The following is a 12971-nucleotide window of genomic DNA, read 5'->3' as shown; positions in this document are numbered from 1 at the left end:
GTGTGGCGAGTGGGCGCATCGTACACGGCGGTTGTCGGCCGGTAAAGCGGCCGAATTAACCGGGCGGACTTGCCGGGAGGCCGCTCAACGGTACGCAACCCGCGCCCCGCCGAACCGCGACCATTTCGGCAACGATCGCTAGCGCGATTTCCTCGGGCGTTTTCGCGCCTAAATCCAGTCCGGCGGGCGCCCGGATACGCTTCAGGGAGGTTTCGTCCCAACCTTCGCCGGCCAAGCGCGAAATCACCAATTGCGCGCGTTTACGGCTGGACACCAATGCGATGTAGCCGGCTTCGGAATTTAGGGCCTGGGTCAACGCGTCGTAATCGCCCTTGTGGTGGGTGGCGACGACGACAAAATCGCCGGCAAACGGTTGCAATTGTTGATAGCGCTGATCGTCGGTAATCAGCCGGCAGGCGCCGGGGAAGCGTGTCGGCAAGGCCTGATGATCGTCAACGATGGCGTCGAAACCCAGGCGACCGGCGAATTCGCACAAGGCCTCGACGATGCGGCCGTGGCCCAACAGCCAGGCGCGCGGTTTCGGCACCACCGGCTCGACGTAGACCCGCATACTGCCGCCGCACGGCATGCCGGCGCCGAATACTTCGTCGGTCAGATCGACATCGATCACGCAGGGTTCGCCGCTGGCCAGGGCTTTTAGCGCGGTATCGACCGCCATCGCCTGCGCGCAACCCCCGCCTATCCAGCCGGCCAGGACCTCGCCGGTTTCGCCGATCAGTGCCTTGGCGCCGGGTTTGGCCGACGACGAACCGAGAATTTCGATCACGGTGGCCAGGGCGTGCGGACGGCGGGCGTCGCGCAATTCAAGTTGCAAACTTAACAGATCGGGTTTTTGCATTGTCGGGGGAGTAAGTCTTCGGGCCTGTCGATGTCGCGGAAAATACCGGGGTCGTCGCAATCGAGCAGCATGAGTTGATGAAGATGGGCTTGGATGACCGATTTTGCACCTTGATCGCCTTGCAATGCAATCAATTCAGGCGCCAATGCCTCGGCGAAACCGACCGGATGGCCGCGCTGGCCGTTGAACACCGGGGCAGCCACTAAGGCGCCGCCGCGCAAGGCCTCGGCGACTTTGATCACCGTACTCGGCAATATCCAGGGCATGTCGGCCAGCGCCACCAACCAGCCGCCGGCCGGCGAGGCCACCTGCACGCCGCGGGCCAAGCTGTGTCCCATGCCCAGGTCGGCATCGCGGCAAACCGCGACTTCGGCGCCGGCGGCTTGCAAACGCTCGGCCAAGGCCTGATTGTCCGGCCGAACCACCGCGACGACCCGATCGCAACCCTCCGCCAGATTCCGGTAGGCGCGTAGCGCAATAGGTTCTCCATCCGGCAGGCATTGACTCAATTTGTCGGCGCCGTAACGACGACTAGCGCCGGCGGCCAACAGAATTCCGACTATTTTCGGCATCGGCTAAAACATGCGGTTGAGTGTGGCGACATCGGGACGGGTGAAAAGCCTGGATTCGAGTTAAGCGTTACCGAACTGGGGAAACGGCGCGCCGGTGAGTCCGATTGCGAAGCGCGACTGATTTCCATGCCCGGCACTCGGCGATTTTTGCCACGCCCGGACCGCCGGCGAACCTTAGCATCGTCGCAACGGCGGCGCAATCGCCCGTTGGATTCTTCACGCTGGCGCTTAATTCGTGTTTGTCGGACTCTCGGTAGTGCGGGTCAATTTGGCGGGGGGCGCTTTCGCGTTATTACGGGGGGCAACTCATAGGCCACGGGTGGACCGACGTTTACCTTCGCGGCTAAAGTCGTTCCGGCGCTCGTCTGTGCATTTTTCGGCGCAAAACGTCGGTTTCCGTCGGTTGGGACTCTGCGCTGACATACAAAGCCTGGGCGGACAACGGGCAGGCCGACTATAATTGGCACAACTTCGTCTTGAAAACCGCACCGATGCTCAAGCTCCGTTTTTCGCCAGCGATATTGCCGATAGCGCTATTGGTCGCGTTGCTGGCCGGTTGCGCCGGCGACGACAAGAAGGCGCTGAATATCGCCCCGCAAGCAATACCGGCCGACGCGCCCAAGGTGGTCGCCGAGGCCTTGCAATTGCAGGGGCGGCCTTACGTTTACGGTGGAGCTTCGCCCAGCCAGGGCTTCGATTGCAGCGGCTTGGTGTATTACGTCTATAACCGCCAAGGCTTGCGTCTGCCGCGCGATACCTTTTCGTTGGCCACCCAGTTGCCGGCCGTCCATCCGGAGCAGCGCCGGCCGGGCGATCTGTTGTTTTTCAATACCGACAAGCCCTACTCCCACGTCGGCATTTACGTCGGCGACGACCGCTTCGTGCATGCCCCCAGTAGTCGGACCGGTCGGGTCATGGTGTCCGATTTGAATCAACCGTACTGGCGGGAACGCTTCATCGGCGTGCGCCGGCCGCCCAGCCAGCCCGCGCTATCGATGAACGAAGCTTGTTTCGGCGGCTAGTATTGGCGGCCGCGCCCGTTTCTCGCGAAAATACGAACAGGTTGGGAGCCGTTCGCCGCCGGTTGAGCCCAAATCCGGCCACGCACCGTTAAGCGCACTCGTTAAACAAGCACAAGGCTATGAATCAACGCATTCCTGCTCTCGATAATCTGCGCGGTTTGGTGATGGTACTGATGACGCTGGACCATACCCGCGACTTTTTCAGCAACGCCCATTTCGATCCGACCGACCTGGACAAAACCTCCCCGGCCCTGTTCATGACGCGCTGGATCACCCATTTTTGCGCGGCGGTGTTCGTGTTCCTGGCCGGCACCAGCGCTTATCTGTGGGCGACCAAACGCGGTCCGGACGCACCGCTCGGCGAATTTCTGGTCAAACGCGGCCTGCTGTTAGTCGTGTTGGTGGCGACCGTCGAAGCCTTTGCCTGGAACTTCCGGGCCGACTTGCGCCAGCTCGACGCCGGTGTTTTATGGGCGATCGGCTGGTCGATGATCGCGTTGGCCGGCCTGGTCAAACTACCGCTGGCTTGGGTGGCGGCGTTCGGCGGCACCATGGTGGCGACCCATAATTTGTTCGACGGGATTAAACCGGAACACTTGGGCGGGTTCGGCCCGTGGTGGGCGGTGTTACACACCGGCGACGACATCGATTTCGACGCCGGTTGGAAACTGAATCCCTATTATCCGCTGATACCGTGGATCGGCGTGATGGCGCTGGGTTACGGTTTCGGCCGGCTGATCGGTCGGCCGGGCTGGCAAAGCGGTCGGCGGCTGGCCGGATTGGGCACCGCGCTGATTCTGGGATTTGTCGCGCTGCGCTACAGCAATCTTTATGGCGATCCCAAACCCTGGCAAAGCTACCCGGACCCGGCATTCACGCTGCTGTCGTTTATCAATTGCCATAAATACCCGCCGTCCTTGCTGTACTTGCTGATGACCTTGGGTCCGGCCTTGCTGTTCCTGGCAGCCAGCAGCGGTCGGCTGTTGCCGATTTTGCCGGTGTTCGGTAAGACCCCGCTGTTTTACTATTTGATCCATCTTTACCTGATACACGGTTTGGCGGTGCTAATCGCCTATTGGACCGACGGTCCGGTCGCTGCCATCGCCGGCGGCGGCATTTGGCGGAAAGACTTGCCGGTGGACTACGGCTACGGGTTGCCCGGCGTTTACGCGATTTGGCTGCTGGTGTTGCTGATGCTGTATCCGGTCTGCCGCTGGTTCGAAGCCTTCAAGGCGGCGCGTCCGGATTGGCGGTGGCTGCGCTATTTGTAGCGCGCTGCGAAGGCTAAGTCGCCTCGACGACCACCGCCGTCAAGTCATGCACTTCAAAGCGTTTGGTGGCCGCGCGCGACACAGCGGTCACCCGTGGCGCCAAACGAAAGATCGGCCAAGGCTACCTAATTTTTACAACAACCGGCTCTACCGAAAGAGGAACATTCGTGCTGGAACTAGACTGGATTGCTGCCTACCTGGGTCTGGGCGTTGCGGTCGGCTTCTTTGCCGGCTTGCTGGGTATCGGCGGCGGCGGCATTATGGTGCCGGTGTTGACCACTTTGTTCGCAATGCAAAACTTCGGCGCGGCTCACTTGGTACACATGGCGCTGGCAACTTCGATGGCGGCCATCATCGTGACGTCGATCGCCAGCCTGCGCGCCCATCATCGGCATGGGGCGGTGATCTGGCCGGTGGTATGGACGCTCTCGCCCGGCATTATCGCCGGCACCTTCGCGGCGGCGTTCGTTGCCGCGTTGATTCCAAACCGACCGTTAGCCCTGTTTTTCGTGGTGTTCATGGCTTATGTGTCGCTGCAAATGGTGCTCAACGTCCGCCCCAAGCCCAGTCGACAGCTACCCGGTGCCATGGGTTTGAGCCTGGTTGGCCTGTTGATCGGCGCGGTGTCGGCGCTGGTGGCGATCGGCGGCGGCTCTTTGACCGTGCCGTTTCTAAGCTGGTGCAACGTGCGCATCCAGAATGCGATCGGCACCTCGGCGGCGGTCGGCCTGCCGCTGTCGCTGGCCGGCACTTTGGGCTACATGGCCAGCGGTTGGCGGGTCGAAGGCCTGCCGGCCCATAGTTTCGGCTACATCTATTTGCCGGCGGTGGCGGCGATTGCGCTAGTCAGCGTGGTGACCGCGCCATTGGGCGCCAGACTGGCCCATCGCCTGCCGGTACCTGCCTTGAAAAAACTGTTCGCGCTGTTGTTGTTGCTGCTGTCCGCCAAGATGCTGCACACCGTTTACGGCGCCTGAAACCCGGCCGGGAAAATCGGCGGGCGGCCGAGCGCGATTGGTTATAATGCCGGACAACGGAATGCACTATAAAGTGGAGGGATTTCATCCATGCCGCGCCGCGGCTATTGACTGGGGAAGAATATAAATGGCTGATGAACTACATAAAATCCTGATCGTCGGCGGCGGTGCCGCCGGTCTGGAGCTGGCGACCGAACTCGGGAAAAAACTCGGCAAGTCCGGCCGGGCGGAGATCACGCTACTGGATGCCGCCTCGACTCACATCTGGAAGCCGTTGCTGCACGAAGTCGCCTCCGGCACCTTGGCCGAAGCCGAGGAAATCGAATACATGGCTCAGGCCCACCGCAACCATTTCCGTTTCCTGTTCGGCCGCATGGAAGGCTTGGACCGCGCCGCCAAGGAAATCATCGTCGCACCGATCAACAACAAACAAGGCGCCGAACTGATTCCGGCCCGCCGCTTCAAATACGACAGCTTGGTGATGGCGGTAGGTAGCGTCAGCAACACCTTCGGCATCAAGGGCGTCGACCAGCACTGCATGTTTATCGACACCACTACCCAAGCCTATCGCTTTCAGCGCCAGCTGGTCGAAACCTATTACATCCAGTCTTACGCCAACCAAAGCAGGCAACGCGACAAGCCGTTGTCCATCGTCATCGTCGGCGCCGGTGCCACCGGCGTGGAGTTGTCCGCCGAATTGCACGAGGTCACTAAACTGCTGGCGACTTACGGCCTGGAAGGCTCGATAGAAGTCAACATCACCATCATCGAAGCCGCCACCCAATTGCTGCCAGCCTTGCCGCCGCGTTTGTCGCAAGCCACCCAAGACCAATTGCTCAAGTTGGGCATCCAGTTGAAGCTGGGCCGCAAAGTCACCGAAGTCACCGAGACCGAAGTGCATACCTACGACGGCGAGGTGTTCGACGCCGATCTGAAAGTCTGGGCCGCCGGTATCAAGGCGCCGGACTGGATGAAAAGTCTGGACGGTTTGGAAACCAACCACATCAACCAGCTGGTGGTGGATCAAACCCTGCAAACCAGCGATCCCGACGTATTCGCGATCGGCGACTGCGCCGCCTGCGCCTGGGCCGACCATGCCGGTAACGTGCCGCCGCGCGCTCAGGCCGCCCATCAAATGGCCTCGGCCGTTGCCAAGACCATCGTCAACCGTCTGAACGGCAAGGCGCCGGTTAAATTCGTTTACCACGATTACGGCTCGCTGGTGTCGCTAGGTAAATTCAGCACGGTCGGTTCGTTGATGGGCAGCCTGATGGGTACGGTCAGCGTCGGCGGTTTCATCGCCTATGTGGTGTATTTGTCGCTGTACAAAATGCACCAAGTGGCGATTCACGGCTATTTCCGCACCGCGATGCTAACCCTGTCCAACCTGTTCCGGCGCAGTACCCACGCCAAAATCAAGATGCACTAATCCACCCGACGAGCGAGCGCAATGTTAGAAATCGAATACGAATTCCGCGAGGAAGACCTGGTTCACTTCAACGAACTCAGGCTGAAAAGCGATCCGGAAATGCAAAAGAAAATCCGCAACAACCGCCTGTTCGCCCCCGGCGTGATGATGGCGATCGGTTTGTTTTACTACGTGTACTACGTGGATATGATGACCACCGCCTACATCACGATCTTGGCGCTGGGTTGGGCGTTTGCGTCGCCTTTCATCATGAAAATCGACATGCGCCGCCAATTCTTCAATAAATACACCGAGGCCGAGAAAAAAGCCATGTTCGGCATCCACCATCTGACGGCGGAGCCGGAGTTCTTGCGGGAAACCTCGCCGGGCGGCAAGCATAAAACGCTGTGGAAAGACATGCTGCGCGTCGAGCGCCATAAGGATTACGTCTACATTTACGTCGATTTCGACGCCGCCATCGTCATTCCTCGCGCAACCGTCAAAAAGGGCGATCTCAAGGTGTTCGCCAAGCAGGTGGAAGGCTTGATCGAGCGCGCGAGCTGAGCTTTCGCCTGCCCGATAGGCTTTTGCCGCGACTTCGCCCAGCCAACCGCTTGTCTCAAGACGTCAATTGGTCTCTCCGCATCGGCGATGGAACGCTGATGCAAAAGTCGTTTTTGCCGGCGAGCTTGACCTGATACATCGCTTTGTCGGCATGATCGATCAACTGGGCAATCGACAAATGGGCGTGCTCCGGTCCGCTGGCGCAGATGCCTATGCTAACGCCGATATTCGCGTTTCGGCCCTGATTCAACGGGATGTCTTGCAGCAGTAAGCGGATTGTTTTTTGTGCTATCCGGCTTAAGTCGGCTTGGTTGATCGCCGGTTTGCAGATTAAAGCGGCCAGAAATTCGTCTCCGCCCAGCCTAACCAGAATATCGTTTGCCCGAAAACAAGCCAATAAGCGTTCGGCTACCGCTATCAGAACGGTATCGCCGGCTTCGTGGCCGTAGTTATCGTTGATCGGTTTGAAATTATCCAAGTCCATCAGGAAAATCGCGAAGCCGCAGGCTTCTTGCAGGGCCAGATCGCGCATCAGATTGAGGCGGGTTTCCAGTCCATTGCGATTGAACAGCTTGGTCAATGGGTCGCGCTCCGCCTTAAAACGCGTTTGCAGTTCTTCAATCTTTCGTTCCGTGATATCGATTACGATCATTTGCACGAAAGCGCTGCCTTCGAATTCCGACGTTTCGCTCACCCTGGCTTTTGAAAACAGGCATTGAGCCCAACGCGGTCCATCTAGGTCGTCTGTAGTCGCCAATTCGAATTCGCCGTTCGTCAACTCGCCGGCGGTTAGCGTGTCGAATACGATACGATTAATTTGGCGGGCATCCTTGAAAAATTGCTCTACGCGGGCCGGACCTTCGGGCGCCGCGTCCAGACGCAACACCTCACGGCAAACCGGGTTGTGCAAAATGACATCGCCATGTTCGTTCAGCACGCAGATACCCACGCTGGCATTCTCGAACAGCAGTCGAAAACGTTGTTCAAGCTTTTCGAGCTGCTCGCGCAACTCACGTTCGGAATGAATACGGAAATGCGAAATATCCAACAGGAAATTGATGTCGGCGATCAAGTGGCCAATTTCGTCCTTTCGGTGGCTAAGCGGACAGTGCAAGCGTTTCGTGCCGCTTGGGTCGATACGGTTCAGTGTGGATGCCACCGTTTTGATGGTGCGCACGAAGATTTGCTGGATAGCCAGCATGATGATCAGCGCCACGATCAACGTGTACGACGACAGGAGTAGCGCCTGATTTCGAGCGATCAGCTTGGCATTGCGCTCGATAATGTCGTGTTTGGGGAAAATTTGCAGCACACCGACTTTCTCGCCCGGACTGAATGGAGAATCCAGGTCGAGCGCTAACGGCGCTTCGCCGAGAGCATCATTCAGCGGTTTATGGTCATTGGTCGAATGCCAACCGCTTTGACTTTTCAGCAAGACGCCGGCTACGACTTCGTTATTCATTAAACCGCCGATAACGTCGTCCGCAATCTCTTGGTTATCCAGGTAAGCCGCGATCTGCGCGCTTTTTTCGACGGTTTTGGCTAATTCCATGATTCTGGCGTAAGCCTTATTGCGCTCTTGCCGCAACGTATCGGTATAGGACACCGCCGAGCCGACCCCCGCGACCAACAGCGCAAAAAAACTGATGACCAGCGTAATCCGTACCGAAAGTTTCTTAAAGGTGATCATGAGTTAGGCGAGTGAGTCGTCAGTCGGCCGGTTTTAGACGATATACGACTTTGCAACAGCCGTCATAGTCCCGGCCGTCGACATAACCGATGGCATCGGCGTTTTCCTTGACCGCCGACAACACCGCGGCCGGACTGGGCAGCATTTTCGGCGGCGTGGCGTTGCCGGTGAACAGTAATCTAGCCCAATAGGCATTGACTTGGGGAACGGATTTGCCGACCAATTGTTGATAAAAATGCGCGCGGGTCGGGGAGTCCTGCGCCAGATCGATCGTAAACACGGCTTTGCCGCTGTGGAAATTCTGCTGGCGTCCCATGAAGAAGTCGATCACTTGGTTGCGGCTAAACTCCATGGCCTGATTGGTTTGATTGACCACCACCAAAACCTCCTCGCCGCAACATGCGGGTTGCCCGTGTAGCGTCGCCAACGGAATCAGAAAAATATAGGGATTCAAGAAACGGCGCTTGCCGGCCGGCAGCGCTTCCGAAGGGCTGACCCGCCTTGCATCGCTACGATTGGTGCCTCGGAAACGTCTCATGTTCAAACGGCCCGCCATCATTAAAAAGACCAATTCATGCTGAGCGAAAACAAATCGACATCTAAATCCGGCGTCGAAATCTCACGGCTGCCGTTCAGCCAAAGACTGGAAGAGTTAGCGGCGACATGACTGTGGTCCCATTGAATCTTCGCGGCCAAATTGGGCGCGAAATCCCAGCGGGCACCCAAACTGATGGTCTCCTGATTGATTCTATACTCTTGCATGGCTATCGAAGTCGCGGCATACAGTTGGTCTTGCAACGGACCCGAGATTTCCGGCGGTACGACCGTTTTTGACTCGCCGCTTGGTCTGGCGATGCTGAACAAGAGATAGGGTGTAATGTCGCCGATATGTCGGCCAATACTGAAGTAACCGCTGAATTGGCTTTGTATTTCGGGCACGCCGGAATCGAGATAACCAAACTCGCTTTGAATGCTCCATTCGTTGGCGTTATAGGCGGCGCCTATTGAGTAAAAGCCAATGCCTTTTCCAACCTTGTTGAGTTGGGCGGCGTAATCGGCCGCATTGCTCCAGACTGTTCTCAGTCCTGGGGCGCTGAGCCCTTGGAGCAGCTGCGAGATTCCGACGAAGTTTTTATCGAAAATGGTATAGGTGGCGCCGAGGGACAACTGCCAGTCCTCGTCTTCGTAACTGAATTTGCCACCGAATATCGGCGAAAGCGCCAAGGTGTTTTTTGAAACGGTATCGAGCTGAAAGATCGGAAACGAATGCGAGTAACTACCGGCAAACGCTTTCGCTTGAAAAAAACCCTGTGCCAGCGGTACGCGCCAAGCCAGGTCCACGCCATCAAAGTTTTGGTTAATCAAGGAGCCGTAAAATTCCGTCGGCGGCCTTTCCCACAAATAGGCGTAACCGACATTGCGGTAATCGGATAGCAGATAAACATCTAGCCCCAGGCGTCCCGCGCGCACGGTGAAGTTGCGGCTGGGTTGCCAGCGCAGCAAGCCCCAAAATAAGTTTTCGTTCAATGAGTTGTACGATCTGTCCTTAATTAGGAACTGCACCATTGCATCCCATTCGTCGGTAAATTTGGCGCTGGCCTGAATACCGAGTTGGGTGCTAGATCTCCACGACCAATGACCGTCGAAGGTGTTCGGTTGATCGGTCGATGTTTGTAAATACAGGATGTCGCTGCTGTCGTAAACAACGCCTAAGGTACCAAAACTGCTCAGGCGTAATTTTCCATCCTCCGTGGAAAAAAAGTCCGCACGAACGGTTCGCACGCTCAATAGAATCGGCAGACTACACACAAACAATGAAATTATCCGCTTCACGACGCACTCCGAATGCCTAGGGCAATGGCGTTAAGTTAACAAAATCAAATCATGTCGCATTTCATAAGTTATTGAAAAATATTTGAATAAAACATTACAGAGGCGTCAGTGCCAGTGCCGGAACTGTCGGAAACCGATGGATCACTGGATTAGCGCATTGAGATTACGAAGCCTACCGTCAACCGTCAAATCGACTCTTACGGTATACATTGTCAACGTCCGCACGGTATTCAGAGCGTTTGGAAGGCGATTTCAGCACAACCGAGTCGTTTGCAGACTCAACAAGTGTAGACGTTGCGCGTTGATGATGGAATGAAACCGGATAGGCAGCTTATTGTTGTGCGGCGTCTTCAATGAATAGGCCCAAAACAACCTCTCGACCTGTCTTGCTTCAACCGCATTGGGTCGCGATCAAGAGCGCCGGTCTTGCGAGCGGGGTCGATCAGTCAGGGCTTTCGGAATTCGGATTAGCATGGCCCGTCCAACTTAGCTTCTTGTATTTTTCCGGACTATCTTTAACCGAATATAATCGATAAAGTGGCGCCGGTTCGACGCGAGCGTCAGGCCGACCGGGCATGCAATCACCTCTTGGAAGTAGTAAAGCAGATGAAAAATTATCCCGAAGTAAAGATTCCTTCCCTGGATGCCTGGGCCAAGGCGGCCGCGAAATCCGCGCCGGGTGGCGCGGTCGAGAACCTGACCTGGACAACGCCGGAGGGGCTCGCGGTCAAGCCGCTCTATACCAAGGCCGATACCGAAAACCTGCCGTTCGCCGATACCCTGCCGGGATTCGAACCGTTTTTGCGCGGCCCGCAAGCGACGATGTACGCGGCGCGGCCCTGGACCATCCGCCAATACGCCGGCTTTTCGACCGCCGAGGAATCCAACGACTTCTATCGTAAGGCTTTGGCCGCGGGCGGCCAGGGTATCTCGGTGGCCTTCGACCTGGCTACCCATCGCGGTTACGACTCCGACCATCCGCGGGTGACCGGCGATGTCGGTAAGGCCGGTGTGGCGATCGACTCGGTGGAAGACATGAAGATTCTGTTCGACGGTATTCCGCTCGACAAAGTCTCGGTGTCGATGACGATGAACGGTGCGGTGTTGCCGGTGCTGGCCGGCTACGTGGTCGCCGCCGAGGAGCAGGGCGTGTCGATGGCACAATTGTCAGGGACCATCCAGAACGACATCCTCAAGGAGTTCATGGTCCGCAATACCTATATCTACCCGCCGACGCCGTCGATGAAGATTATCGCCGACATCATCGCCTACACGGCCAAGCACATGCCCAAGTTCAACTCGATCTCGATCTCGGGGTACCACATGCAGGAGGCCGGCGCGACCCAAGCCTTGGAACTGGCGTTTACCTTGGCCGACGGCCTTGAGTATGTAAAAACCGCGATGGCCTCGGGCATGGATGTGGACGATTTCGCCGGCCGGCTGAGTTTCTTTTTCGCGATCGGCATGAACTTCTATCTGGAAGTGGCAAAGCTGCGCGCCGCGCGCCTGCTGTGGTGGCGGATCATGAAGTCCTTCAACCCGAGCAATCCGAAATCGATGATGCTGCGCACTCACAGCCAAACCTCGGGCTGGTCGCTGGCCGAGCAAGACCCCTATAACAATGTGGTGCGAACCACGATAGAGGCGATGGCGGCGGTGTTCGGCGGCACCCAGTCGCTGCATACCAACGCGCTCGACGAGGCCATCGCCCTACCCACTGAATTCTCGGCGCGGATCGCCCGCAACACGCAGTTGATCATCCAGGAAGAGACCCACATCACCAAGGTTATCGATCCCTGGGCCGGCTCGTACATGATGGAATCGCTGACCCAGGACATTGCAGACAAGGCTTGGGCCATCATCGAAGAAGTTCAGGCGATGGGTGGCATGACCAAGGCGGTCGAGACGGGCTGGGCCAAGCTGCAAATCGAAAAATGTGCCACCCAAAAGCAAGCCAATATCGATTCGGGTCGAGACGTGATTGTCGGCGTTAACAAATACAAACTACCTCAGCAAGACGCCATCGATATTCTGAATGTCGATAACCACGCGGTCCGCGACGCGCAGGTGGCGCGTCTGGCCGAGATTCGCGCCAGCCGCGATGACGGAGCGGTTCAGGCGGCTCTCGACGCCCTCGGCGACTGCGCGAAAAGCGGCGAAGGCAATCTGCTCGACCTGGCCATCAAGGCTATTCGCCTGCGTGCCACGGTCGGCGAAATCTCCGAAGCGCTCGAACAGGTCTGGGGCCGCCATCGCGCCAGCAATCAGGTCGTGACCGGCGTGTACGGCGCGGCCTTCGAGGCCGATCAGGAGTGGACGCAACTTAAGGAACAAGTCAACGATTTTGCGGCCGCCGAAGGTCGCCGGCCGCGCATCATGATCGCCAAATTAGGCCAGGACGGTCACGACCGCGGCGCTAAGGTCGTCGCGACCGCCTTCGCCGATCTGGGCTTCGACGTCGATATCGCGCCGCTGTTTCAGACGCCGGAAGAAGTCGCCCGCCAAGCCATCGAAAACGACGTGCACGCGATCGGCGTATCGACGCTGGCGGCCGGCCATAAAACGTTGGTGCCGGCGCTGATCGACATTTTGGCCGGGCAGGGCGCCGGCGATGTCATCGTCTTCGTCGGCGGCGTGATTCCGGCCCAGGACTACGAGTTTTTGTTCGCCGCCGGCGCCAAGGGCGTGTTCGGACCCGGCACGCCGATTCCGCAATGCGCGCGGGATGTGTTGAACGCCATCCAAGCGGCGCAAGCGCCGACGGCATCCTGATCC

At 57.9% G+C, this 12971-nt stretch carries 11 protein-coding genes; 6 read left to right on the top strand and 5 right to left on the bottom strand.

The features are described from left to right. Positions 1-55 precede the first annotated feature (55 nt). Both A1355_RS07030 and A1355_RS07025 read right to left on the bottom strand, forming a co-directional pair. A complete protein-coding gene (locus A1355_RS07030) occupies positions 56-859 on the bottom strand; it encodes an XdhC family protein (RefSeq protein ID WP_064026393.1) in 804 nt (267 codons plus the stop codon). Next, on the bottom strand, positions 838-1431 hold the full coding sequence (locus A1355_RS07025) for a nucleotidyltransferase family protein (RefSeq protein WP_064026390.1): 594 nt from the start codon (positions 1429-1431) through the stop codon (positions 838-840). Before A1355_RS07025 ends, A1355_RS07030 begins: the two co-directional genes overlap by 22 nt. A gap of 491 nt (positions 1432-1922) precedes the next feature. Between A1355_RS07025 and A1355_RS07020 the strand changes: the two genes are divergently transcribed. The 5 genes from A1355_RS07020 to A1355_RS07000 all read left to right on the top strand — a co-directional run bounded on the left by A1355_RS07020 (position 1923) and on the right by A1355_RS07000 (position 6673). Beyond that, on the top strand, positions 1923-2453 hold the full coding sequence (locus tag A1355_RS07020) for a C40 family peptidase (protein ID WP_064026388.1): 531 nt from the start codon (positions 1923-1925) through the stop codon (positions 2451-2453). 119 nt (positions 2454-2572) lie between these two features. Further along, a complete protein-coding gene (locus A1355_RS07015; protein WP_064026386.1) occupies positions 2573-3724 on the top strand; it encodes a DUF1624 domain-containing protein in 1152 nt (383 codons plus the stop codon). A gap of 167 nt (positions 3725-3891) precedes the next feature. Next, complete coding sequence (locus A1355_RS07010; protein WP_231883589.1) at positions 3892-4701, top strand: sulfite exporter TauE/SafE family protein; 810 nt, start codon at positions 3892-3894, stop codon at positions 4699-4701. Between the two features lie 127 nt (positions 4702-4828). Further along, a complete protein-coding gene (locus A1355_RS07005; RefSeq protein ID WP_064026384.1) occupies positions 4829-6130 on the top strand; it encodes an NAD(P)/FAD-dependent oxidoreductase in 1302 nt (433 codons plus the stop codon). A 21-nt stretch (positions 6131-6151) separates the two neighbouring features. Beyond that, positions 6152-6673: a YcxB family protein gene (locus tag A1355_RS07000; protein ID WP_064026382.1), complete on the top strand. Its 522-nt coding sequence runs from the start codon at positions 6152-6154 to the stop codon at positions 6671-6673. A 55-nt stretch (positions 6674-6728) separates the two neighbouring features. Here A1355_RS07000 and A1355_RS06995 read toward each other — a convergent pair whose 3' ends face one another. The 3 genes from A1355_RS06995 to A1355_RS06985 are packed head-to-tail and all read right to left on the bottom strand — an operon-like array spanning position 6729 to position 10196. Beyond that, positions 6729-8363: a sensor domain-containing diguanylate cyclase gene (locus A1355_RS06995; RefSeq protein ID WP_064026380.1), complete on the bottom strand. Its 1635-nt coding sequence runs from the start codon at positions 8361-8363 to the stop codon at positions 6729-6731. 19 nt (positions 8364-8382) lie between these two features. Beyond that, positions 8383-8901, bottom strand: a complete 519-nt coding sequence (locus A1355_RS25645; protein ID WP_197471738.1) for a hypothetical protein — start codon at positions 8899-8901, stop codon at positions 8383-8385. Between the two features lie 20 nt (positions 8902-8921). Next, the gene (locus A1355_RS06985; RefSeq protein WP_157197780.1) at positions 8922-10196 is read right to left on the bottom strand and encodes a hypothetical protein; all 1275 of its coding nucleotides are present in this window, start codon (positions 10194-10196) and stop codon (positions 8922-8924) included. A 606-nt stretch (positions 10197-10802) separates the two neighbouring features. Here A1355_RS06985 and scpA point away from each other — a divergent pair. Beyond that, positions 10803-12968, top strand: coding sequence for a methylmalonyl-CoA mutase (scpA, locus tag A1355_RS06980; protein WP_064026376.1), 2166 nt, complete (start codon positions 10803-10805; stop codon positions 12966-12968). Positions 12969-12971 lie beyond the last annotated feature (3 nt).

Source organism: Methylomonas koyamae, assembly GCF_001644025.1.
GTDB classification, from domain to species: domain Bacteria; phylum Pseudomonadota; class Gammaproteobacteria; order Methylococcales; family Methylomonadaceae; genus Methylomonas; species Methylomonas koyamae_A.
Note: the sequence above shows the minus strand (reverse complement) of the source record. Positions and strands in the feature narration are given on the sequence as shown.

Bases quoted from the DNA above. Each gene is read 5' to 3' on its own strand.
- A1355_RS07015 (WP_064026386.1), top strand. From the start codon at position 2,573: ATGAATCAACGCATTCCTGCTCTCGATAATCTGCGCGGTTTGGTGATG.
- A1355_RS07030 (WP_064026393.1), bottom strand. From the start codon at position 859: ATGCAAAAACCCGATCTGTTAAGTTTGCAACTTGAATTGCGCGACGCC.
- scpA (WP_064026376.1), top strand. From the start codon at position 10,803: ATGAAAAATTATCCCGAAGTAAAGATTCCTTCCCTGGATGCCTGGGCC.
- A1355_RS07025 (WP_064026390.1), bottom strand. From the start codon at position 1,431: ATGCCGAAAATAGTCGGAATTCTGTTGGCCGCCGGCGCTAGTCGTCGT.
- A1355_RS07005 (WP_064026384.1), top strand. From the start codon at position 4,829: ATGGCTGATGAACTACATAAAATCCTGATCGTCGGCGGCGGTGCCGCC.
- A1355_RS07000 (WP_064026382.1), top strand. From the start codon at position 6,152: ATGTTAGAAATCGAATACGAATTCCGCGAGGAAGACCTGGTTCACTTC.
- A1355_RS07020 (WP_064026388.1), top strand. From the start codon at position 1,923: ATGCTCAAGCTCCGTTTTTCGCCAGCGATATTGCCGATAGCGCTATTG.
- A1355_RS25645 (WP_197471738.1), bottom strand. From the start codon at position 8,901: ATGAGACGTTTCCGAGGCACCAATCGTAGCGATGCAAGGCGGGTCAGC.
- A1355_RS06995 (WP_064026380.1), bottom strand. From the start codon at position 8,363: ATGATCACCTTTAAGAAACTTTCGGTACGGATTACGCTGGTCATCAGT.